Origin of the sequence: Rugamonas violacea, from assembly GCF_016461825.1 — a bacterium.
In the GTDB taxonomy this organism is placed as follows: Bacteria; Pseudomonadota; Gammaproteobacteria; order Burkholderiales; family Burkholderiaceae_D; genus Rugamonas.
This window is the reverse complement of the sequence record NZ_JAEMNU010000022.1, coordinates 43,733-66,401: the sequence shown is the minus strand read 5'-3', so window position 1 is coordinate 66,401 and position 22,669 is coordinate 43,733. Positions and strand designations below refer to the sequence as shown.

Annotated in this window: 25 protein-coding genes; 4 read left to right on the top strand and 21 right to left on the bottom strand. The window is 64.6% G+C overall.

All coding sequences use genetic code 11. The features are described from left to right. Positions 1–11 precede the first annotated feature (11 nt). The 3 genes from H7U20_RS03960 to H7U20_RS03950 all read left to right on the top strand — a co-directional run bounded on the left by H7U20_RS03960 (position 12) and on the right by H7U20_RS03950 (position 1,089). A complete protein-coding gene (locus tag H7U20_RS03960; protein ID WP_233410484.1) occupies positions 12–341 on the top strand; it encodes a ribosome small subunit-dependent GTPase A in 330 nt (109 codons plus the stop codon). A 120-nt stretch (positions 342–461) separates the two neighbouring features. Beyond that, complete coding sequence (locus H7U20_RS03955) at positions 462–770, top strand: type II toxin-antitoxin system RelE/ParE family toxin (protein ID WP_199518311.1); 309 nt, start codon at positions 462–464, stop codon at positions 768–770. Next, positions 757–1,089, top strand: coding sequence for a helix-turn-helix domain-containing protein (locus H7U20_RS03950; RefSeq protein ID WP_370593071.1), 333 nt, complete (start codon positions 757–759; stop codon positions 1,087–1,089). Before H7U20_RS03955 ends, H7U20_RS03950 begins: the two co-directional genes overlap by 14 nt. 85 nt (positions 1,090–1,174) lie before the next feature. Here the strand turns inward: H7U20_RS03950 and H7U20_RS03945 are convergent, their stop codons facing one another. From H7U20_RS03945 to H7U20_RS03880, 14 genes are all read right to left on the bottom strand, one after another. Further along, positions 1,175–1,597, bottom strand: coding sequence for a F0F1 ATP synthase subunit epsilon (locus tag H7U20_RS03945; RefSeq protein WP_199518310.1), 423 nt, complete (start codon positions 1,595–1,597; stop codon positions 1,175–1,177). A gap of 60 nt (positions 1,598–1,657) precedes the next feature. Continuing rightward, on the bottom strand, positions 1,658–3,058 hold the full coding sequence (gene atpD, locus H7U20_RS03940) for a F0F1 ATP synthase subunit beta (RefSeq protein ID WP_199518309.1): 1,401 nt from the start codon (positions 3,056–3,058) through the stop codon (positions 1,658–1,660). A 30-nt stretch (positions 3,059–3,088) separates the two neighbouring features. Continuing rightward, entirely contained in the window at positions 3,089–3,964 is an 876-nt protein-coding gene (gene atpG / locus H7U20_RS03935; RefSeq protein WP_199518308.1) for a F0F1 ATP synthase subunit gamma, read from the bottom strand. A gap of 79 nt (positions 3,965–4,043) precedes the next feature. Next, positions 4,044–5,585, bottom strand: coding sequence for a F0F1 ATP synthase subunit alpha (gene atpA, locus H7U20_RS03930; protein WP_199518307.1), 1,542 nt, complete (start codon positions 5,583–5,585; stop codon positions 4,044–4,046). 84 nt (positions 5,586–5,669) lie between these two features. Next, a complete protein-coding gene (locus H7U20_RS03925) occupies positions 5,670–6,215 on the bottom strand; it encodes a F0F1 ATP synthase subunit delta (RefSeq protein ID WP_199518306.1) in 546 nt (181 codons plus the stop codon). A gap of 2 nt (positions 6,216–6,217) precedes the next feature. After that, a complete protein-coding gene (locus H7U20_RS03920) occupies positions 6,218–6,688 on the bottom strand; it encodes a F0F1 ATP synthase subunit B (protein ID WP_199518305.1) in 471 nt (156 codons plus the stop codon). A gap of 42 nt (positions 6,689–6,730) precedes the next feature. Next, complete coding sequence (atpE, locus tag H7U20_RS03915; RefSeq protein WP_093385793.1) at positions 6,731–7,012, bottom strand: F0F1 ATP synthase subunit C; 282 nt, start codon at positions 7,010–7,012, stop codon at positions 6,731–6,733. 60 nt (positions 7,013–7,072) lie between these two features. Beyond that, positions 7,073–7,876, bottom strand: coding sequence for a F0F1 ATP synthase subunit A (gene atpB / locus H7U20_RS03910; RefSeq protein WP_199518304.1), 804 nt, complete (start codon positions 7,874–7,876; stop codon positions 7,073–7,075). A 21-nt stretch (positions 7,877–7,897) separates the two neighbouring features. Then, a complete protein-coding gene (locus H7U20_RS03905; RefSeq protein WP_199518303.1) occupies positions 7,898–8,266 on the bottom strand; it encodes an ATP synthase subunit I in 369 nt (122 codons plus the stop codon). Positions 8,267–8,680: 414 nt separating this feature from the next. Next, complete coding sequence (locus H7U20_RS03900; RefSeq protein ID WP_199518302.1) at positions 8,681–9,565, bottom strand: ParB/RepB/Spo0J family partition protein; 885 nt, start codon at positions 9,563–9,565, stop codon at positions 8,681–8,683. Positions 9,566–9,619: 54 nt separating this feature from the next. Next, positions 9,620–10,390: a ParA family protein gene (locus H7U20_RS03895; protein ID WP_199518301.1), complete on the bottom strand. Its 771-nt coding sequence runs from the start codon at positions 10,388–10,390 to the stop codon at positions 9,620–9,622. A 152-nt stretch (positions 10,391–10,542) separates the two neighbouring features. After that, on the bottom strand, positions 10,543–11,196 hold the full coding sequence (gene rsmG / locus H7U20_RS03890; RefSeq protein ID WP_199518300.1) for a 16S rRNA (guanine(527)-N(7))-methyltransferase RsmG: 654 nt from the start codon (positions 11,194–11,196) through the stop codon (positions 10,543–10,545). Further along, entirely contained in the window at positions 11,193–13,124 is a 1,932-nt protein-coding gene (gene mnmG / locus H7U20_RS03885; RefSeq protein ID WP_199518299.1) for a tRNA uridine-5-carboxymethylaminomethyl(34) synthesis enzyme MnmG, read from the bottom strand. Before mnmG ends, rsmG begins: the two co-directional genes overlap by 4 nt. Positions 13,125–13,447: 323 nt before the next feature. Continuing rightward, on the bottom strand, positions 13,448–14,218 hold the full coding sequence (locus tag H7U20_RS03880; protein ID WP_199518298.1) for a TSUP family transporter: 771 nt from the start codon (positions 14,216–14,218) through the stop codon (positions 13,448–13,450). Positions 14,219–14,396: 178 nt separating this feature from the next. Here H7U20_RS03880 and H7U20_RS03875 point away from each other — a divergent pair, with 178 nt between their 5' ends. Further along, positions 14,397–15,593 (top strand): iron-containing alcohol dehydrogenase, encoded by a 1,197-nt coding sequence (locus H7U20_RS03875; protein ID WP_199518297.1) that lies wholly within the window; start codon positions 14,397–14,399, stop codon positions 15,591–15,593. A 40-nt stretch (positions 15,594–15,633) separates the two neighbouring features. Here the strand turns inward: H7U20_RS03875 and H7U20_RS03870 are convergent, their stop codons facing one another. From H7U20_RS03870 to H7U20_RS03840, 7 genes are all read right to left on the bottom strand, one after another. After that, the gene (locus H7U20_RS03870; protein WP_199518296.1) at positions 15,634–16,179 is read right to left on the bottom strand and encodes an antibiotic biosynthesis monooxygenase; all 546 of its coding nucleotides are present in this window, start codon (positions 16,177–16,179) and stop codon (positions 15,634–15,636) included. Continuing rightward, positions 16,176–17,633 carry an aldehyde dehydrogenase family protein gene (locus H7U20_RS03865; protein WP_233410483.1) on the bottom strand — a complete coding sequence of 486 codons (1,458 nt, stop codon included), beginning with the start codon at positions 17,631–17,633 and terminating at the stop codon, positions 16,176–16,178. Before H7U20_RS03865 ends, H7U20_RS03870 begins: the two co-directional genes overlap by 4 nt. 17 nt (positions 17,634–17,650) lie before the next feature. After that, on the bottom strand, positions 17,651–19,333 hold the full coding sequence (locus H7U20_RS03860) for a GMC family oxidoreductase (RefSeq protein WP_233410482.1): 1,683 nt from the start codon (positions 19,331–19,333) through the stop codon (positions 17,651–17,653). Positions 19,334–19,387: 54 nt separating this feature from the next. Beyond that, a complete protein-coding gene (wrbA, locus tag H7U20_RS03855; RefSeq protein ID WP_199518295.1) occupies positions 19,388–19,987 on the bottom strand; it encodes an NAD(P)H:quinone oxidoreductase in 600 nt (199 codons plus the stop codon). Positions 19,988–20,227: 240 nt separating this feature from the next. Next, entirely contained in the window at positions 20,228–20,980 is a 753-nt protein-coding gene (locus H7U20_RS03850; RefSeq protein WP_199518294.1) for an alpha/beta fold hydrolase, read from the bottom strand. Between the two features lie 25 nt (positions 20,981–21,005). After that, positions 21,006–22,019: a catalase gene (locus H7U20_RS03845; RefSeq protein ID WP_199518293.1), complete on the bottom strand. Its 1,014-nt coding sequence runs from the start codon at positions 22,017–22,019 to the stop codon at positions 21,006–21,008. A gap of 9 nt (positions 22,020–22,028) precedes the next feature. Further along, positions 22,029–22,517, bottom strand: a complete 489-nt coding sequence (locus H7U20_RS03840) for a nuclear transport factor 2 family protein (protein ID WP_199518292.1) — start codon at positions 22,515–22,517, stop codon at positions 22,029–22,031. Positions 22,518–22,669: the final 152 nt, after the last annotated feature.

The following is a 22,669-nucleotide window of genomic DNA, read 5'->3' as shown; positions in this document are numbered from 1 at the left end:
TGCGCGTGGTGATGAGCAAGGCCGACATCGGCGTCGACGTCGCGGGGCGCCTGCAACAGTTGCGCTGGCAGCCGGACGCCGACGAGCACACCCTGGCGGCCGGCTTCGACGACATCGCCGCGCTGGCCGCGCGCTGCCAGTTCCGCGACTGCCGCCACGACGGCGAGCCCGGCTGCGCCGTGCGCGGCAGCGTCGACGCCGACCGCCTGCGCAACTACCACAAGCTGCTGCGCCAGGCCCGCCTGGTCGAGCAGACCCCGCTCGAACGCAGCGCCGAGCGGGCCAAGTGGAAGGCGATCACGCGGGCGCCGCGCAAGCGCACCTTGCAGGGACGCGATTAAGCAGAAAGGACCGGCGGCGCGACAAATCCAGCGCGCTGCCGGCCTCGAATAAGCCCGACATCGGCGAAGCTTTGATCTCCCCGCTTTTCTGCCTATACTCTTCGAGAGTATGGTCGGATCATGCTTACCGTGGTCGAAACTGCGTTGTTTCAACGGCTCTGGCCCTTGTATTGGACCGAGGAAGAACGCGGTGCGTTCGCGGCGTTCATTGCGGCGCATCCACTGGCCGGCGATGTCATTCCAGGCTCGGGCGGCATTCGAAAAGTGCGCTGGAGCCGGGCTGGCTCTGGCAAGGCGGGTGGCGTCAGGGTCATCTATTTCACCCGAAATGCCGCCGGTGAATTAGTCCTGCTCACACTGTATGCAAAGTCGAAAGTAGGGAATCTTACGGGCGCCCAACTCAAGGAGATCCGCCGTGCCTACCAGTAGCAAACTACCGCTGAGCGATGCCGAGCTGGAAGCCGTCGAAGAGACGCGCGACCTGGCGTCCGAATTGTTGCAGGCGGCGACAGAAATGAAGGCGGGATTGCTACAAGTCGTCTACTCGCCCGTCCTGCAGGCGCGAAAGAACACCGGCCTGTCGCAGTCCCAGTTCGCCGCATTGCTGGGCGTGTCGGTGCGCACCCTGCTGGCATGGGAACAAGGCCGCAAGCAACCGAGCGGCGCCGCCCTTACCCTGCTCGCCATTGCCCGCAGTAATCCCGCCGCGCTGCTGGCCGTGGCTGCTGCTGCGGCGGCGGCGAAATGACACCGTCCGATGGCAAACCGGCGGACGTAAAAAAAGGCAGCCGAGGCTGCCTTTTCCGCATTGCTGCTGTCCTGCCCGGTCTTGCTTAGTGCTTCGCGCGCAGCTTGGCGATGGCGGCCAGTTGGCCGATCGCCGCCGCCAGTTCGGCTTGCGCCTTGGCGTAGTCGATGCCCGAGCTGTTGTTGGCCAGGTTCTCTTCCGCGCGTTTTTTCGCGGCGGTCGCCTTGGCCTCGTCCAGATCCTTGCCGCGAATCGCGGTGTCGGCCAGCACGGTCACGGCGTGCGGCTGCACTTCCAGCAGGCCGCCGGCGACGAAGACAAACTCTTCTTCCGCTTGACCTGGAATCTGGATGCGCACCGCGCCCGGACGGATGCGGGTGATCAGCGGGGTGTGCTTGGGATAGATCCCCAGCTCGCCCTGCTCGCCCGGCAACGCGACGAATTCGGCCTCGCCGGAGAAGATCAACTCCTCGGCGGAAACCACGTCAACGTGAATAGTATTTGCCATGTGTGTCCTATCGGTTTTGAGCGGCCCCGCCAGCAGGCGGGGCCGCGCCAAACTCAACGATTAGTTGAGTTTTTTGGCTTTTTCGATGGCTTCTTCGATCGTGCCGACCATGTAGAACGCTTGCTCTGGCAGGTGATCGAGTTCGCCGGAAGCGATCATTTTGAAGCCCTTGATCGTGTCTTTCAGCGAAACGTATTTACCTGGCGAACCGGTAAACACTTCAGCGACGTGGAAAGGCTGCGACAGGAAACGCTGCATCTTACGTGCGCGCGCCACCAGCAGTTTGTCTTCCGGTGCCAGCTCGTCCATACCCAGAATCGCGATGATGTCGCGCAGTTCCTTGTAGCGTTGCAGGGTCATCTGTACGGCACGGGCGGTGTCGTAGTGTTCCTGGCCGACCACCAGCGGGTCCAGCTGGCGCGAGGTCGAGTCGAGTGGATCGACCGCCGGGTAGATACCCAGCGAGGCGATGTCACGCGACAGGGCGACGGTCGAATCCAAGTGGCCGAAGGTGGTCGCCGGCGACGGATCGGTGTAATCATCGGCCGGGACGTAGACGGCCTGGATCGAGGTGATCGAACCGGTCTTGGTCGAGGTGATGCGCTCTTGCAGACGGCCCATCTCTTCGGCCAGGGTAGGCTGGTAACCCACGGCGGAAGGCATACGGCCCAGCAGTGCGGAAACTTCGGTACCGGCCAGGGTGAAGCGGTAGATGTTGTCGACGAAGAACAGAACGTCCTTGCCTTCGTCACGGAACGATTCCGCGATGGTCAGACCGGTCAGCGCGACGCGCAGACGGTTGCCCGGCGGTTCGTTCATCTGACCGTAGACCATGGCGACTTTGGAGTTCTCCGGATTTTCCAGATCGACCACTTTGGCATCGGCCATCTCGTGGTAGAAGTCGTTACCTTCGCGGGTACGCTCACCCACACCGGCGAACACGGAAACACCCGAGTGCGCCTTGGCGATGTTGTTGATCAGTTCCATCATGTTGACGGTCTTGCCGACGCCGGCGCCGCCGAACAGGCCGACTTTACCGCCTTTGGCGAACGGGCACACCAGGTCGATCACCTTGATGCCGGTTTCCAGCAACTCTTGCGATGGCGACAGTTCGTCGTAGGCAGGAGGCGCGCGGTGGATCGAGGCGACCTGCTCGTGCGAGACGGGACCGCATTCGTCGATCGGGTTGCCCAGCACGTCCATGATGCGACCCAGGGTCGCTTTACCGACCGGCACCATGATAGGTTTGCCGGTGTTCTGGATCATCATGCCGCGACGCAGGCCGTCGGACGAACCCAGGGCAATGGTACGCACCACGCCGTCGCCCAACTGTTGTTGTACTTCCAGGGTCAGCTCGGAGCCGGCCATTTTCAAGGCATCGAATACCTTAGGCATCGCGTTGCGGGGAAACTCAACGTCCACCACAGCGCCGATACACTGAACGATTTTGCCATCAGCCATGTTCGTTCCTTCAAATATAGTTAAATTCGTTTAAACCGCAGCCGCACCGGCGACGATTTCGGAGAGTTCTTTGGTAATCGCAGCTTGGCGGGTCTTGTTGTAGATCAGCTTGAGTTCGCCGATCACACTCCCGGCGTTGTCGCTTGCCGCCTTCATCGCGACCATGCGCGCCGATTGCTCGGACGCCAGGTTTTCCGCCACAGCCTGGTACACCAGCGCTTCGATATAGCGCTCCAACAGTTCATCGATGACGGAAGCGGCATCCGGCTCGTAGATGTAATCCCAGCTGTGATTACCCTTGTCGGCCTGCTTCTTGGCGGCCGGCAGCGGCAGCAACTGCTCCACCATCGGCTCCTGCTTCATCGTGTTGATGAACTTGGTGTAGCACAGATAGACTGCGTCGATCTCGCCGTTCTGGAACTTCTCGAGCATGACCTTGACCGGTCCGATGAGTTTTTCCAGGTGCGGCGTGTCGCCGATCTGCGTTACGTGCGCGACGACGGGAACGCCGACGCGGTTTAAGAATCCCAAACCTTTGTTACCGATGGCAACCGCTTGCACCTTGTTGCCCGCCGCTTCCAGCTCGCGCGACTTGGCCGTCACCATCCGCAGCACGTTGGTGTTCAAACCGCCGCACAGACCCTTGTCGGTCGTGACCACGATGAAACCAACGGCCTTGGCCGCGTTGCTGGCCTCTTCGGCCAGGAACGGGTGGGTGTATTCCGGATTGGCGCTTGCCAGATTGGCGGCGATGTTCCGAATCTTGTCACTGTAGGGACGGGCGGCGCGCATCCGGTCCTGCGCCTTGCGCATTTTGGATGCGGCGACCATTTCCATCGCCTTGGTGATCTTCTTCGTATTCTCTACGCTCTTGATCTTGCCACGTATCTCTTTGCCTACTGCCATGAGTCCTTACTCCTTCTGCGCGTGGTGGCGGTCCGCCGCGTTGCCGCCGGGACCGCCGTGTCGCTGGTACGCCAGCCGCTTAAAATGCGCCGGATTTCTTGAAGTCAACAATGGCGGCCGACAGCGTTGCTTCGCCGTCTTTGTCGAGTTGCTTGGACTCTTCGATCTTGCTCAGCAGCGCGGCTTGCTTGGTCTTCAGGTAAGCGTGCAGACCGGCTTCGAATGGCAGTACCTTCTTGACCGCGATATCGTCGAGGAAGCCTTTGTTCACTGCGAACAGCGAGGCGGCCATCAGGGAGATCGACAGTGGCGAGTACTGGGCTTGCTTGAGCAGTTCGGTGACGCGGGCGCCACGGTCGAGCTGCTTGCGGGTCGACTCGTCCAGGTCGGAGGCGAACTGCGCGAACGCGGCCAACTCACGGTACTGGGCCAAGTCGGTACGGATACCGCCCGACAGGTTTTTGATGACCTTGGTCTGGGCGGCGCCACCGACGCGCGACACCGAGATACCGGCGTTGATCGCGGGACGGACACCCGAGTTGAACAGCGAGGTTTCCAGGAAGATCTGGCCGTCGGTGATCGAAATCACGTTGGTCGGCACGAATGCCGAGACGTCGCCGGCCTGGGTTTCGATGATCGGCAGCGCGGTCAGCGAGCCGGTCTTGCCTTTGACGGCGCCGCCGGTGAAGGCTTCGACGTAGTCGGCGTTGACGCGGGCCGCGCGTTCCAGCAGACGGCTGTGCAGGTAGAACACGTCGCCCGGGTAGGCTTCGCGGCCCGGCGGGCGGCGCAGCAGCAGGGAGATCTGACGGTAGGCCACGGCTTGCTTGGACAGATCGTCGTAGACGATCAGGGCGTCCTCGCCGCGGTCGCGGAAGTATTCGCCCATGGTGCAACCGGAGTAGGCCGAGATGTACTGCATGGCGGCCGATTCGGCGGCCGAAGCGGCGACAACAATGGTGTACTCCATCGCGCCGTGCTGTTCCAGGGAACGCACGATGTTCTTGATGGTCGAGGCTTTCTGACCGATCGCGACGTAGATGCAGGTCATGCCCTGACCTTTTTGGTTGATGATCGCATCAACCGCCACGGCGGACTTACCGGTTTGACGGTCGCCAATGATCAGTTCGCGCTGACCGCGGCCGATCGGCACCATCGCATCGATCGACTTCAGGCCGGTCTGCATCGGCTGCGAGACGGACTCGCGGGCGATCACGCCCGGGGCGATTTTTTCGATCGCCGAAGTCATCTTGGCGTCGATGGCGCCTTTGCCGTCGATCGGCTGGCCCAGCGCGTTGACCACACGGCCACGCAGCTCGGGACCGACCGGCACTTCCAGAATGCGGCCGGTGCACTTGACCGTGTCGCCTTCGGAGATGTGCTCGTAGGCGCCCAGAATCACGGAACCGACCGAGTCGCGCTCCAGGTTCATCGCCAGGCCGAAGGTGTTGCCCGGGAATTCCAGCATCTCGCCTTGCATCACGTCGGACAGACCGTGGATGCGGCAGATACCGTCGGCGACGGAAATGACCGTGCCTTGGTTACGCACTTCAGCGCCGCCGTCAAGACCTTGGATCCGGCTCTTGATCAACTCGCTGATTTCAGATGGGTTGAGTTGCATACTAACTCCTAAAAGTGTTTCTCTCAGCTTGCGCGAGGGGAAGAATCTGTTCTAAGCAGGCGGTGGCCGAAGTCCGACGGGGACTTAGGCGACCAGAGCGGCACGCATTTGCTGCAGCTTGGCGCGGACCGAGGTGTCGAGCACCTCATCGCCAACCACCACGCGCACGCCGCCGATCAACGTGGGATCGACGCTCACGGCCGGCTTCAACTTGCGGCTGAATTTCTTTTCCAGCGTAGCGACCAGCTCGGCCACTTGGGCCGCGCTCAGTTCGAACGCGCTCGAGATGTCTGCGTCGGCGGCGCCTTCCACACTGTTTTTCAGGGCGTGGAATTGGGCGCCGATTTCCGGCAGCAGGCTGATGCGACCGTTTTCGATCAGCATCGCCAGGAAGTTTTTGGCTTCCGCGTTGAGCGGCGACTTGACCAGCGCCAGAATGGCGGCGGCGACGTCGGATTCCGAGGCCTTCGGATTGCGTGCGAACGCTTGCACCTCGGGGTGGCTACCGATCTGGGCCAATTCTGACACCAGTTCGGACCACGCCGCGAGGTTGAACGATTCCTTACCTGCTTGGGCTACGCGGAACAAAGCTTCCGCGTAGGGACGGGCGACGGTTGCGTTTTCTGCCATGATTACAGCTCGACAGCGAGGCGCGACAGCAGGTCGGCGTGGGCCGCTGCGGTAACTTCGCGCTTCAGAATTTGCTCGGCGCCCTTCACAGCCAGGTCAGCCACCTGAGCGCGCAGTTCTTCGCGAGCCTTGGCCACTTGCTGATCGGCGTCCGCCTTGGCTTGCGCAATGATGCGGTCGGCTTCGGCTTGTGCATTTGCTTTGATTTCTTCAGCGACCAGTTGCGCGCGCTTTTCAGCGTCGGCAACACGTTGCGAAGCTTCTTCGCGCGCACCGGTCAGTGCCTCGGCGGCGCGCTTTTCAGCAACAACCATCGCGGCCTGGCCCTGGTCGGCCGCAGCCAGACCGTCAGCGATACGCTTGGCACGCTCATCCAACGCCGAATTCAGCGATGGAAATACGAACTTCATCGAAACCCAGACCAACACCGCGAAGGTGATCATCTGACCGATGAGAGACATATTGATGTCCATACCTTTGCTCCTAACTAAAAGTTTCTCCTAGAAGGGAGCGAATTACTTACCAGCAGCGGCGATAACGGCAGCCAAGAACGGGTTGCTGAAGGTGTACAGCAGGGCAACGCCGACGCCAATCATCGAGATCGCATCCAGCAGACCGGCGATAACGAACAGTTTGGTTTGCAGTTGTGGCATCAGTTCTGGTTGACGAGCCGAGGCTTCCAGGAATTTGCCGCCCAGAATTGCGAAACCGAGTGCGGTACCGATGGCGGCCAGGCCGATGATGATTGCTGCGGCCAGAACGGTCATGCCTTGTACTTGTGCGATCAGAGCTTGCATATATTTCTCCTAAGATTTTAAAAAAGACTACAGATACTAAAAAAGTAAAACCAATGTTGCTTAGTGCTTCTCAACCGCGAGGCTCAGGTACACGACAGTCAACGCCATAAACACAAACGCTTGCAGGGTCACCACCAGGATGTGGAAGATGACCCAAGGACCACCCAGCAGCCACTGCGCCCACCAAGGCAACAGAGCGATCAGAATGAACAGCAGTTCGCCGGCGTACATATTGCCGAACAAACGCAGCGACAGCGACAGTGGCTTGGCCAGCAACTCGATCATCTGGAAGGCGAAGTTGACCGGGGCCAGCACGATGGCCATGAAGCCATGCGCATGGAAGGGCGCGGTCAGCAACTCTTTACCCCAGCCGCCGAGACCCTTGGCTTTGATCGAGAAACCAATAATGCAGAGCATGACGCCGAAGGACATGCCGAAAGTGTGGTTGACGTCGGCGGTCGGCACGACGCGCAGCTTGTGCACGCCGGCGTAGCCGAGCAGCTTGGGCAGCAGGTCGACGGGCAGGAAGTCCATCGCGTTCATCAGCCAAACCCAGCAGAAGATGGTGATGGCCAGCGGCGCGATCACCTTGCTTTTGGCGTGGAAGGCCGAATTGACGACCTCGTTGACCAGCTCCATGACGGCTTCGACGAAGTTTTGCAGCTTGCCCGGCACGCCGGCGGTGGCGCGGCGCGAAGCCATGTAGAACACGCCCAGGAAAATCAGGCCCAGAATGGCCGAAACCCAGAACGTGTCCAGGTTGACGGTATTCTCCGCATTGCGCAGGTGGCTCAAGTGATGCTGGATGTACTCGATGGAAGTCGGCGCCTCGTGGGCCGCCTCAACAGCGTTTTCTATGGTCATAAAAGTTTTAGATTTTGGTGATTAAACTGCGAGCAGTGAGAACCAATATGCCAAGGTTGCCACCGCGAAACCCAAGATCAGCCATAACCATGCGGCCGACTGAAACAGCGCTAGTGCCAACACGAACAGCACTACCGTGATAAATATTTTTAGCATTTCGGCGCGCACATGCGTCCGGAAGGCTTTTTTGGCGTCATTTGTTCCGCCCGCGACAACGATCGCGTACATCAGACTCCCGATGACTGCGATCGCTCCGCCGTAGGCGGCTGACCAGGCTTTATTCGCATCGCCGATATTCCACGCAAGCAATGCAAATCCAGTGACGATGGCGAACTGGAGGGCGACGACTCGAAAGACTGGCTGGGCGATACTTTGTGTTTTATCACTCACTTGCCAAGTTCCCAGAAAAGCCGATATACCCAAAGACACGGGATTATAAGTGCGTTTAGTGGCTCCAGTCAAACATTGCTGCACCGCAGCAGAGCAAATGCTGCGCGAATGACACGCTGTTAGGACCCGATCCCCATGACTTGCACCATTTTGTGGCAGGGTGGATTTTTCGACAAATGCGCCGGGGCATGCGGCGATGATACGCAGTACTACTTACGCGGGGCTGTCGGCGGGGCCGGGCTTATCACGCCGCGCATATATCACACGGCTTGCCGGGATGGCAATGTGCTGGCAAGTGGGCGGCCGGGCTTGGCACAATGGCAAGCCCGGCCGTGATTGCATGATGGCAACACCGGGCGGCCGGCGCGCGGCGGCGCCGGCCGGGCGGCGGCCGACTTCCGGTCGCCGCCCTGTTCAGGCGCGCAGCCGGGCCAGCACGCCGTCGAGGATGTCGAGGTCGGCGAAGTCGATGATCATTTGACCACGGCCCTTGCTGCCCATCTTGAACACCACCGGCGTGGCCAGGGAATCGGACAACTCCTCTTCCAGACGGACGATGTCGCCGGATTTTTCCTTTTGCTTTGCGGCAACTGGATTGTTCAACTCCTCCATGGTCCGCTGCACCAGCTTTTCCGTCTCGCGCACCGACAGGCGCTTGGCGACCACGGTGTTGGCCAGGTTGATCTGGCTGGCGGCGTCGACCGCCAGCAAGGCGCGGGCGTGGCCCATGTCGATGTCGCCGGCCATCAGCATGGTTTGCACCGCGCCGGCCAGATTCATCAGGCGCAGCAGGTTCGACACGGCGCTGCGCGAGCGGCCGACCGCGTTGGCGGCCTGCTCGTGGGTGAAGCTGAAGTCGGTGATCAGGCGGTGGATGCCCTGCGCCTCCTCCAGCGGGTTGAGGTCCTCGCGCTGGATGTTCTCGATCAGCGCCATCGCGGCGGCGGCCTGGTCGTCGACATCGCGCACCAGCACCGGCAGGTTTTCCAGGCCGGCCAGCTGGGCGGCGCGGAAGCGGCGCTCGCCGGCGATGATCTCGTACTTGACGGCGCCGGTCAGCGTGTCGGTGCCGATCGGGCGCACCAGGATCGGTTGCATGATGCCCTGGCTCTTGATCGAGGCGGCCAGCTCCTGCAAGCCGCCCTCGTCCATGCGGGTGCGCGGCTGGTATTTGCCGGCCTGCATCTGCGACACCGGCAGTTCGGACGGGGTGCCGAGCGCCGGATTGTTCAGGTCGCCGTCGCCGCCGAGCAGCGCGTCGAGGCCGCGACCCAGGCCTTTAAGTTTTTTGGTTGCCATGCTGTCCTAAGTGTTGCGTCAGTGTTGCAGTATTTGGGTGTCGGGCGGCGCCGCTCACATCTTCTTGATGCGCTCGACCATCTCCGCGCCGAAGGCGATGTAGGCCTGGGCGCCCTTCGACGCCGGGTCGAAGGTGACGCCGGGCAGTCCATACGACGGCGCCTCGGCCAAGCGCACATTGCGCGGGATGATGGTGTTGAACACCTTGTCGCCGAAGTGCTGTTCGAGCTGGGCCGAGACCTGCTGCGACAGCGTCATGCGCGGATCGAACATCACCCGCAGCAGGCCGATGATCTTCAGGTCCGGGTTCAGATTGGCGTGCACCTTCTTGATGGTGTTGACTAGGTCGGACAAACCCTCCAGCGCGTAGTACTCGCACTGCATCGGGATGATCACGCCGTGCGCGGCGCACAAGCCGTTCAAGGTCAGCATCGACAAGGCCGGCGGGCAGTCGATCAGGATGAACTCGTACTCGCCGTCGATCAGGGCCAGCGCGTCCTTCAGGCGGCGCTCGCGGTTTTCCAGCGAAACCATCTCGACCTCGGCGCCGGCCAGCTCGCGGTTCGAGGGCAGCACGTCGAAGCGGCCGGCCTCGGAGCGCTGGCGCGCCGTGGCGACGTCGCACTCGCCCAGCATCACCTCATAGGTCGAGGCCTTCAGGCCGGCCTTGTTGATGCCGGCGCCCATCGTGGCGTTGCCCTGCGGGTCCAGGTCCACCAGCAGCACGCGCTGGTTCAGTTTGGCCAGTCCGGCGGCGAGGTTGACACTGGTGGTGGTCTTGCCTACGCCGCCCTTTTGATTTGCTACACAAAAAATTTTGGCCATGTATGTTCTTGTTGTGAAAAGTGCGGTATCTGTGCGGCGGCCTGCGCGGCCGGTACGACGATACGATTAATATTATTTATACTATTAATACGGTATAAACGATTTATACAATTTATATCGAATAAACAATTTATACCGTTTATATTGTTTACTCAGTTACTCGAATTCTTCCTGATGAAAACCAGGTGGCGCTCGGCGTCCAGCCCGGGCACCCGCAAAGGCTGCAAATCCACCACTTTCCAGTCGCTCGGCAGCCGCTCGCGTTCGTCCGGCGGCGCCACCCCTTTCAAGGCGATGAACTGGCCGCCCTCGGCCAGCAGATGGCCCGACCAGTTGACGAAGTCGGACAGGTCGGCGAAGGCGCGCGAGGTGATCACGTCGAACTGCTGCTTGACCTGCAGCTGCTCGACCCGCATGGTGTACACCGTGGCGTTGGCTAGGCCCAGTTCGGCCTTCACCTGGGTCAAAAACGCGGTCTTCTTGTGCACCGTGTCGATCATCGACACTTTCATGTCCGGCCGGGCGATCGCCAGCACCATGCCCGGCAGGCCGCCGCCGGCGCCGACGTCCAGCACATTCGTCGCACCTTTAAAGGCCGGCACCGCCGCCAGCGAATCGAGCAGGTGGAGGGTCACCATCTGCATCGGGTCGCGCAGCGAGGTCAGGTTGTACACCGAGTTCCACTTGAACAGCAGCGCCAGGTAGTCCAGCAGCTGCTCTTCCTGCGCCTCGCTCAACTCCAAATGCAACTCTTTGATGCCATTTTTCAGTACTTGCGCCAGAGTGGCCCGGTCAAACTGCTTCATTGAACAACCTCATCCTTTTGATTCAAGAACCCGCCAAAGCCGACTTTTTTCAAATGCACCAGCAGCAGCGAGATCGCCGCCGGGGTCACGCCGGAGATACGCGAAGCCTGGCCCAGGGTTTCCGGACGCTGCGCGTGCAGCTTCTGGCGCACCTCGACCGATAGGGCGGTGATGTCCAGATAGTTGAAAGCTTCCGGCAGTTTGAGGTTTTCGTAGTGCTCGTGGCGCTCCACTTCCTTGGTCTGGCGGTCGATATAGCCGGCGTATTTCAGCTGGATTTCGACCTGTTCCTGCACCGCGACATCGGCCACGCCGGGGCCGCCGAGCACCTGGCCGTCGACGCCGCACATGCTCATCAGGGTCTCGTATTCGACGTTCGGACGGCGCAGCAGATCGGCCAGCGAGTACTCGCGTTCGATCGCCTGGCCGATCACCCGTTCCGATTCGGCGGCAGCCAGAATGCGCGGATTGACCCACGTGGAACGCAGGCGCTGCAGCTCCAGTTCGACCGCTTCGCGCTTGGTCTGGAAGGCTTCCCACTGGGCGTCGCCGACGCAGCCGAGCTGGCGGCCGATCTCGGTCAGGCGCATGTCGGCGTTGTCCTCGCGCAGGCTGAGACGGTACTCGGCGCGGCTGGTGAACATGCGGTACGGCTCTTGCACGCCCTGGGTGACCAGGTCGTCGACCAGCACGCCGAGGTAGGCCTCGGAGCGGGCCGGCGTCCAAGCCTCGCGGCCCGAGGTTTGCAGCGCGGCGTTGAGGCCGGCCAGCATGCCCTGCGCCGCCGCCTCTTCGTAACCGGTGGTGCCGTTGATCTGGCCGGCGAAGTACAAGCCCTGCACGGCCTTGGTTTCCAGCGAGGCCTTCAGGCCGCGCGGGTCGAAATAATCGTATTCGATGGCGTAGCCGGGCCGCAGGATGTGGGCGTTTTCCATCCCCTTCATCGAACGCACCAGGGCGATCTGCACGTCGAACGGCAGGCTGGTGGAGATGCCGTTTGGATAGAATTCGTTGGTCGTCAAGCCTTCCGGTTCGAGGAAGATCTGGTGCGATTCCTTGGACGCGAAGCGGTGGATCTTGTCCTCGATCGACGGGCAGTAACGCGGGCCGACACCTTCGATGACGCCGGTGTACATCGGGCTGCGATCCAGGCCGGCGCGGATGATGTCGTGGGTCTGGGTGTTGGTGTGGGTGACCCAGCACGGCATTTGCCGCGGGTGCATGGCGGCGTTGCCCATGACGGAGAACACCGGCACCGGATCGAGGTCGCCCGGCTGTTCGCTCATCTGCGAAAAGTCGATGCTGCGGCCGTCGATGCGCGGCGGCGTGCCGGTCTTCAGGCGGCCCTGCGGCAGCTTGAGTTCCTTCAGGCGGGCCGACAGCGAGATGGCCGGCGGGTCGCCGGCGCGGCCGGCCGAGTAGTTGTTCAGGCCGACGTGGATCTTCCCGTCGAGGAAGGTGCCGGCCGTCAGCACGACGGCGCGGGCGAGGAACTTGATGCCGATCTGGGTGACGGCGCCGACCACGCGGTCGCCCTCCACCATCAGGTCGTCGACGGCCTGCTGGAACAGCCACAGGTTGGGCTGGTTCTCCAGCCGCGAGCGGATGGCCTGCTTGTACAGGATGCGGTCGGCCTGGGCGCGGGTGGCGCGCACGGCCGGTCCCTTGGACGAGTTGAGGATGCGGAACTGGATGCCGGATTCGTCGGTGGCGATCGCCATGGCGCCGCCCATGGCGTCGACTTCCTTGACCAGGTGGCCTTTGCCGATACCGCCGATGGAGGGGTTGCACGACATCTGGCCCAGGGTCTCTATGTTATGCGTCAGCAACAGAGTCTTCTGGCCCATGCGGGCGGAAGCGAGGGCCGCCTCGGTGCCGGCGTGACCGCCGCCGACCACGATAACGTCGAATTCAGTAGGAAATAGCATGATGGAATGGGTAAATGCGAAGGGATTAAGGTCAGATTATAGAGTCTTTTTGCTGCCCCGACTTTTTTCTGCTCAAATTTTCACCAGCAGGCGCGGTTCCACGCCCTCCACTGTTCCACGTGAAACATTGGTAAATGGTGGAAATGGTGGGGCGCAGGGGACGCACGCCCACCCCTGAGGCGCAAATCTGGGGTCGGACCCGACGGGTCCGACCCCGGCACTTTGCCTTTGGGTGCCCAATATTGCCGCCGGCGTCGGCAAAAAAAAGGCGCCGGTTTGACCCGGCGCCCCTGCTTTGTTCCACGTGAAACAGTGACAGCGTTCTAAGTTTGCCAGCGCATCACGGCGTCGTAGCCGGTCTTGACGATCAACACGCCGACCACCAGCAGGAACAGCTTGCGGACAAAACCGCTGCCGTGCTTGATCGCCAGCCGCGAGCCGATCACCGAACCGGCGATCTGGCAGACCGCCATCGTCAAGCCCAACTGCCAGACCAGGTGGCCGCTGTAGCCGAACCACAGCAGCGCGGAGAAGTTGCAGGCGACGTTGACCACCTTGGCCACCGCCGAGGCGCCGAGAAAATCGAAGCCGAACACGCGGACGAACAGGAAGACCAGGAAGCTGCCGGTGCCCGGCCCGAAGAAGCCGTCGTAGAAGCCGATGGCGGAACCAATCAGCAACGCCAGCATCTGTTCGCGGCGGCCGCTGTGCATGGGCGCGTGGACGCTGCCGAAGTCCTTCTTGGCGAAGGTATAGGCGGCCACGGCAATCAGCACCAGCGGCAACAAGCTGCGCATGAAATCGGGCGAAACGCGGGTCACCACGAAGGCGCCGAGGAAGGCGAACAGCAAGGCGGCGACGGCGGCCGGTGCGGCGGTCGACCAGGCGATGCGCACCCGGCGCGCATAGCTGACCGCCGCCACGCCGGTGCCGAAGATGCTGGCCAGCTTGTTGGTGCCGATCAAAGTGGCCGGGGCCATAGTCGGGAACACCGAGAACAGGGCCGGGATCTGGATCAGTCCCCCTCCCCCCACCACCGCATCGACCAGACCCGCGCCGAAGGCGGCCACGCCCAACACCAGATAATCCACCATACCGCGACAGCCTTAACAAAGGGAAACAAGGCTGACATTGTACGAAAGAAAGGAAGCGCCCTGCCCGTGCAATCCATGCCGATTGCGCATAAGGCAGGCGCTTGGTGTAAGCTTCACGTGGAACATTCTCGTCACCTTCAAGCCACATTCACATCAGCTCGACTACGCGGATCCCCCCATGACCAGCTCGCCAGCCTTCGCCTTCAGCACCGTCGCCCACATCGTTTCGGAGGCCGGCGCGGCGTGCCGGCTGGGCCAGTATGTGCAGCAGCACTTCCCCACCGCGCGCCAGGCACTGCTGGTGACCGACCCCGGTTTCCTCGCCACCGGCCTCGTCAACGGGCCGCGCGACAGCCTGCTGGCCGCCGGCATCCAGGTGCATCTGTACACCGACGTGGTGGCCGATCCACCCGAGCATGTGGTGTTGGAGGCGGTGGCGACGGCGCGCCGGCACGAGGCCGACATCGTCATCGGCCTCGGTGGCGGCAGCTCGATGGACGTCGCCAAGCTGATCGCCGTGCTGGCCGGTGGCGGCCAGCAACTGGCCGACATCTACGGCATCGGCAATGTGCGCGGCAAGGCCGGCGGCGATGGCAAGGGCGGCGCCGGCCGCCTGCCGCTGGTGCAGATCCCCACCACCGCCGGCACCGGCTCCGAGGTCACCAACATCGCCATCGTCACCACCGGCGCCACCAGCAAGATGGGCGTGGTCGCGCCGCAGTTGTACGCCGACTTGGCCATCCTCGACGCCGAGCTGACCTTGGGCCTGCCGGCCCGGATCACCGCCGCCACCGGCATCGACGCCATGGTGCATGCCATCGAGGCCTACACCAGCCGTCACAAAAAAAATCCCTTGTCGGACATGCTGGCGCGCCAGGCGCTGGAGCTGTTGTCGGCCAACCTGCTGCGTGCCTGCGAAAACGGCGCCGACCTGGCGGCGCGCCAGGCCATGCTGCTCGGCGCGATGCTGGCCGGCCAGGCCTTCGCCAACGCGCCGGTGGCGGCGGTGCACGCGCTGGCCTATCCGATCGGCGGCATCTTCCACGTCGCGCACGGACTGTCGAATTCCTTGGTGCTGCCACATGTGTTGCGCTTCAACGCGCCGGCGGCGGCGCCGCTGTACGCCGAGCTGGCCGCCATCGTGGTGCCGCAAGCCAGCGGCAGTGTCGAGGCCAGGGCCGAGGCCTTGACTGTTGCAATGCAACAAATCGCCATTTTGACGGGGATAGAGCGCACGCTGTTGCAGGTCGGCATCAAGGAGAGCGACCTGGAGCGGCTGGCCGACGAGGCCATGCTGCAGACCCGTTTGCTGGGCAACAACCCGCGCGAGGTGACGCGCGCCGACGCCCGCGCCATCTACGCCGCCGCGCTGTAAGTTGGCATGGCGCCGCGCCGGCGGGAACGCCGGGCGCCGCTCAACGCATCAGCCAGCCGGACACCGCGCGCACATAGCGCGGCATCACCACATACACCATCAGCCACACCAACAAGGCGGAGCCGCACAGCTGAAGCAGTCCGGCCGGCAGGCTCCAGCCCTCGGTCAGCTTGCGCAGCAGCGCCGGCACGAGCTGGCTCAAGGGGTAGATGGCCGAAAAGGTCAGCAGGAACTGCTTGAAAGGCTTGGCCTGGCGCGCGCCGGCCAAGGCCGGCGCAAACCACAGGCCCATGCCGGCGCGCAGGCGCTCGGCCCGCAGCAGCAGGGGCCGTAGCTGCTCGACCAGGCGGCGGCGTTGCACCGAGCCGACCCAGGCCTGCAACTGGGTGTGGCTGTCGAAATGCACCAGCAGCGTATAGGCCAGGTCGCGGCCTTCCGGCCGGATCACGGCCACGCCCTGGAAGCCGGCGAAGCGCTGGCATTCCAGGGTCACGGCGGCGATCCAGTCCTCGTACCGCGCCCTAGCGGCGGGCCGCACCGCGTGCCGCACCAGCAGCGCGGCCTGGTCCGCTACGCCGCTGCTCATAGATTGGTGAAGGCGATGTGTTTGCATTCGAGGAAATCGTCGATCGACGACACGCCGTTCAGGCGGCCCGCGCCCGACTGCTTGTAACCGCCCTCTTCGAACTGGTCGAAGACCTGGGCCCAGTCGTTGATCCAGACCGTGCCGGCCTTGATCTTGCGGGCCACGCGCAGCGCGCGTTTCGTGTCGCGGGTCCAGACAGCCGCCGCCAGACCGTACTCGCTGTCGTTGGCCAGGTCCAGCGCCTGCTGCTCGGTGTCGAAGACCTGCAGCGTCATCACCGGGCCGAAGGTTTCTTCCTGCACGATGGGCAGCTTGGCGTCGCTCACCTCCAGCAGCGTCGGGCGGTAGAAGGCGCCGGCCGCCAGCGCGCCCTCGCCCACCGGTCCGCCGCGCAGCAGCACCTTGGCGCCGGCGGCGATGGCCTGGTTCACCAGCGCGTCGACCCGCGCCACGTTGGCCTTGTCGATCAACGGTCCCATGTCGCTGTCCGGGTCGGCCGCCGGACCGACCCGCACCGCCGCCAAGCGGGCCGCCAGCAGTTCGCGCACCCGCGCGGCGATGCCGCTGTGTACCAGCAGGCGCGAGCCGGTCATGCAGAACTGGCCGCCGAACACGGTCAGCGACTTCTCGATCACCGGCAGCGCCTCGTCCAGATCGGCGTCGTCGAACAGCAGGTGTGGCGTCTTGCCGCCCAGCTCCAGGCCAAAACGCTTGAGCTGACGCGCGCCCACCGCCGAAATCGCCTGACCGGTGCGGGTCGAGCCGGTGAAGCTGATGACCGGCACGTCGGGCGAGGCCACCATCAGCTTGGCGCCCTCGGCACCGGCTTCGGTGAACAGGTTGATGACGCCGCGCGGCAGCGACGGCGCCTCGGCCATGATGCGGGCCAGCAGGGCGTTGACCTGGGCGGTCTGGCTGGGCATCTTGACCACGACGGTGGTGCCGGCGGCCAGCGCCGGCGCCAGCGAACGCACCATCAGGATCACCGGCGAGTTCCAGGGGACCATGATGCCGGCCACGCCGACCGGCTCGCGCAGCAGCAGCGAGACCGCGTTCGGGCGCGGCGTGCCGCTGCGGCCCAGCTCGGTGCGGGCCAGGGCGGCGGCAAAGCGCAGCTTGGACGGCGCCATGTCGACCTCGAAGCCGGCTTCCCCTTTGATCTTGCCGTTCTCCAGCGCCAGCAGCTCGATCAGCGCCTCGCGGTGGCGCTCGAAGGAGGCCGCCAGCTCATCCAGCGCGCGGGCGCGCAGCTGCGCGTTCTCGGCCCATTCACCCTGCTCGAAGGCGCGCCGGGCGGCGGCGATGGCCAGCCCCGCCTCGGCCGCGCCGCCGTCGGCGTAACGGCCGATCAGCTCGCCGGTGGCCGGGTTGAAAGAGTCGCCGATCTGGTCGGAGTCCAGCCATTCGCCGTCGATCCAGTGCAGGGCGAGTTTGGTGTCTTGTGATTTCATCATGATAGTTTGAAAGTGGGTCAGAAAAAACGGGCGGCGGCGTGTTCGGCCAGCGCGATGGTGGTGAGGTTGGTGGCCACCGAGACGGTGTCCGGGAAGATCGAGGCATCGACCACGCGCAGGCCCTGCAGGCCGCGCACCCGGCATTCCAGGTCCAGCACGGCATGCGGGTCGCCGTCGCGGCCCAGCGGCACGGTGGAGGTCGGGTGGTGGTAGGTGTCTAGCGTGTCGAGCATGGAGCGCTCGATGGCGCTGTCGTCCTGGGCGGCGGCGCCCGGCGCCAGCTCGCTGTGCACCATGGCCGCCAGCGGCGCCGTCCGGCCCAGCTGGCGTGCCAGCTTGACCCCTTCCAGCAGACGGGCGCGGTCGCCCGCCTCGGCGAGGAAGTTCAGGTCGATGACGGGTGCCGCCAGCGGGTCGCGCGAGCGCAGGCTGAACTTGCCCACCGACTGCGGCAGGGTCAAGGCCACCGCCAGCACAAAGCCGACCTTGGTCGGGCTCAGTTCATGCGGGAACAGATGGGTGGCGGTGATGTGCAGATCCAGCTCGCCCGGCTTGGCCAAGCTGCTGCGGGTCCACAGCTTGGCGCCGATGGCGGGCGACTGCGCGCCGATGGCCTCGGGTTTGGCGGCGTAGGCGTTGTAGTAGAAGGGGTGGTCCTTCAAGCGTTGGCCGACGGGCAGGTCGGCCAGCAGGGGAATGCCCAGCGCCGCCAAGTCCTTGGCCGGCCCCACGCCGGAGCGCAGCAGGATGGCCGCGCTGCCGTAGGTGCCGGCGCTGAGCACCACTTGTTTGGCCTTGATGACCTGGCCGCCGGCCAGGCGTACGCCGACCGCCTTGCTGCCCTCGAACAGCACCTGGTCGACCAGCGCCCCGCCCTGCACGCGCAGATTGGCGCGGGCGCGCACGCCGTTGTTCAGATAGGCCATGCCGGTGTTGACCCGCACGCCGTTGACGACGTTCATGCGGTAGGGACCGACGCCGTGCGGGTCGGCGCCGTCGAAATCGTCCACGGCCGCATAACCGGCGGCGCGGGCGGCGTCGACAAAGGCTTGCTGCATCGGCGTGGTATCGGCGCGCGTGAGCTGGCGCACCGGCAGCGGGCCGCCTTGGCCGTGCAGGTCGGTGGCGCCGCCGTCGCTGTCTTCCAGCCGCTTGAAGGATGGCAGCAGGTCGGCATAGGACCAGCCCGGCAGGTTCCAGTTCTTGAAATCGCTGGCGCGGCCGCGGATGGCCACGGCGCCGTTGATGGCCGAGCTACCGCCCAGCACCTTGCCGCGCAAGGCGCCCACCGGGTGGCCGATGAAGCCGGGCTCGGTCTTGTAGCCCCATTCGTGGTCCTGGTCGCCACCCAGGCGGTCGCTGCCGCTGACCACGGCCGGGTAGTCCCAGGCCGCGTAGGCCGCGCCGGCTTCCAGCAGCAGCACGCTGCGCTCGGCGCGCTCGCTCAGGCGGGCGGCCAGCACGGCGCCGGCCGAGCCGCCGCCGACCACCAGCACGTCGACGGTCTGGTCCGGCGGCAGCGCCTTGCGCGGCGTTGTGGTGGTCGCGGCGGTCGCGGTGGTTGCGGTGGTTGCGGTGGTTGCGGTGGTTGCGGTGGTTGCGGTGGTTGCGGTGGTCGCGGCGCCGGCAGCAACGGCGGGAGCTGCCAGCGCGGCGGCGACGGCGAGGGCGCCGGTCAATACGTCTCTGCGTTCGGGCATGGTGGGAGGGGCGGAAGGGATCGAAGTCATGGGTGTGATGAAAGTAAGAGGGAATTAGCCGAACAGCTTGGCGGCGGTCTTGGCGACGAGTTCGCCCTGGTGGCGGGCGCCGGCCAGGTCGATGGCGCTGGGCTGGCGCGAGCCGTCGCCGCCGGCCACCGTGCCGGCGCCGTAGGGCGAGCCGCCGACGATCTCGTCGGTGCTCATCTGCCCGGTATGGCTGTAGGGCATGCCGACGATCACCATGCCGAAGTGCAGCAGGTTGGTGATGACGGAGAAGACGGTCTGCTCGTGGCCGCCATGCTGGCTGCCGGTGGAGGTGAAGGCGGCGCCGACCTTGCCGGTCAGCGCGCCGCGCGCCCACAGGCCGCCGGTCTGGTCGAGGAAGGCCGCCATCTGGGAAGCCAGGCGGCCATACCGCGTCGGGGTGCCGATGATGATGGCGTCGTAGTGTTCCAGCTCGGCCGGGGTGGCCACCGGGGCGGACTGGTCGAGCTTGAAGTTGCCGCGCTGCGCCACCTCCACCGGCACGGTCTCCGGCACGCGCTTCACGTCCACGCTGGCGCCGGCGGCGCAGGCGCCTTCGGCGATGGCCTGCGCCATCTGTTCGATATGTCCGTAGGACGAGTAGTAAAGGACCAAAATCTTGGCCATAGGGGAACTCCTGTTGAGAAAGGGCGCACCCGCCGCGAGGGGGGACGCCGGGATGTATGGGGGATAGTTCTGACGAATGCATGCTGCCGGCGGCTACTCCAGGCGCCCAACAGCGGAGAGCAGGCGGCTACTCCAGGCACCCAACAGCGGAGAGCCAGGGTCAGACCCCTCGGGGTCTGACCCTAGTTGTACGCCGCTGGGTCTGGATGCGCGCCGCTGGCTCTTCTTGGCCCGGCCGACTTACAGGCCGGCCGCTTCCAGAATCACCTGGGCCACTTCGGCCGGGCGCGAGCGATGCGGCACGTGGCTGGTTTGCAGGCTGGTGGTCTTGGCCTTGATCCGGCCGGCCAGCGCGCGCTGCAGTGCCGGTGGAATCATGCGGTCCTGCTCGCTGACGATGTACCAGGAAGGCTTGCTGCTCCAGGCGGCGACGCTGATGCGCTCGCCAAACGCGCGGGCTTGGATCGCCCCTTGGCTGGCGGCCATCACCTGGGTCACCGCTGCCGGCAGGTCCTGGGCGAAGTTCTGGCTGACGCCTTGCGCCGTCAGCGAGAGGTAATCGTCCTGGTCCTTGACGAAGGAGCGTTCGCCCGGCGAGGGCGGGTAGTCCTTGCCCAATTCGCCGGTGCTCTGGCCGGCCGCCGGTGCGAAGGCCGCCACATACACCAGGGCCGTTACTTTGCTGTGGTTGCCGGCCTCGGTGATGACGCTGCCGCCCCAGGAATGGCCGACCAGAACCACCTTGCCCGGCGCCGCCTCGATGGCGCGACGGGTGGCGGCGGCGTCGCCGGCCAGCGATTCCAGGCTGTTCTGCACCGCCTGCACATGCAGGCCCTTGGCTTGCAGCAGCGGGATCAGTTGCGCCCAATCGGAGCCGTCGGTGAAGGCGCCGTGTACCAGCACCACCGAGGTCGGTGGCGTGGTGGTGGTCTGGGCTTGCGCGCCAAGGGCGGAGGCGGCCAGCAGGGTCGTGACGATGGATTTACGCAGCATGGGTGTTCTCTTCAATGTGAATGGGTTACTTGGGTGGATTGGTGGGTGGGAAGGCGCGGCGGCTCGCGGCCAGGCGGTAGACGGCGCTGCGCAGCGGGACCATCGGATCGTCGGACAGCATCAGGCCGTCGATCAGGCGGCCCGGGTCCAGCGCCAGACCGCGTGCGGCCTGTGCCTGGTCGGCGGCCAGCGCCTCGATGCGCAGCTCGCCGAGGACGACTTCCTCGCGCGCATCCGGCCCCGTGTGCGGCCAGGCCAGCGAGCCGTCGGCGCTGTCGTCGCCGACGCCGGCCAGCTGAAACACCAGCCGCATGGATACCGGCCCCCGGGTCAGCCGCTCGGCCAACTCCTCGGCCAGATAGTCGTCGCCCAGCGCCGCCAGTTCAGCGGCGGGCACGGGGTCCTGCGCCGGCATGGGATCGATCCGGTAGCGTCCCGTGCTCAGCGTGCCATCGGCGGCGACCAGGCGGAAGGCGTTGACGCCGAAGTAGGCGATGGAGGCGTAACTCCTCGGCGCGGGTTTGGCCGCCGCCAGATAATGGCGCGCTGTGGCATGGCCGGCGAGAAAGCGTTCCAGCGGCGCCGGATCGGGCGACGGCTCGGCGAGCGAGGCCGCGATGCCTTGCAGGAAAGCCAGGAAAGCCTCCGCCGTGGCGACCGGAAAACCGTCGAAGGAATGCGCCACGATGTCGGTCTCGGCGCCGCCGCCGGACTCAGACTCAGACCCGGCTCCGGCTCCGGCTCCGGCTCCGGCATGGAAGCGTAAGCCCAGGCCGTGCGGGCTGGCGCTCGGATCGCTATCCGGCGTCTGCGGGATGCCGCTGAAATTACTAAGGCGCAGCGTGACGGGAACCGCCTGGCCCTGGAAATGCGCGGCGCGGGAAAGCCGCCCGGCGGCGGCCGAGGCGGTGAAGCTGCCGCTCGCCACCAAGCCCTTGGCGTGCGTGGCGCGCTGGCCGGGGTGGCGGCCGAAGGTCGCTTGCAGGGCAGCGAGCAGCTCGTCCAGCAGCGCCTCGCCGGGTTCGTGTTGGTGGCTCATGTCGGCAGCTCAGGAGGCTTTGAAGGTCTGGTCCTGGCGGTCGACCCAGGGTTGGAACAGGGCGGCCGGCCAGTTCGGGTCGACGCGGGAGGTGCGCTCGACACATTTCCAGACGCCGTCGCGTTTTTCGAACTTGTCGAAGTAGCTGCCGGTCGAGAGGAAGCCTTCGCCGCCCTCGCGCCAGGTGACGACCCAGTTCCACTCGACGCTGGCGGCTTCGCCGGCGCCCTGGATCACGAAGGTGCCCAGGGAATGGCGCATGCGGCTCATCGGGAAGACGCTGTGCGCATAGTCGTAGAGCTGCTTCATGCCGGCCGGGCCGGTGAACACGTTCTGGCGGATGTCGATGACGGTGAAGTTCGCCTCGGGCCAGTACAGCGAGGCGTACAGCTCGGCCGAGGCGCGGCTCGCATCGTTGTCGATATAACGCTGGTGCAGGTGGAGCTGCTCGAAGATCTCGAAGCGGTCGATGGTGGAAAGTGGGGCGGCTGCGATCAAGGTAATACTCCTGGCGTTGGGTGGTAAGGCGGATGCCGTGGCGCCACGATGCGCTGCATCGCGGCGTCCAAAAGTTCGAAAGACGACGCAGTGTAGGTGCGCCCTCCCCGCCGCAGTAGCCGGTGGAAACGGTCCTCACCTTCCCACCCATG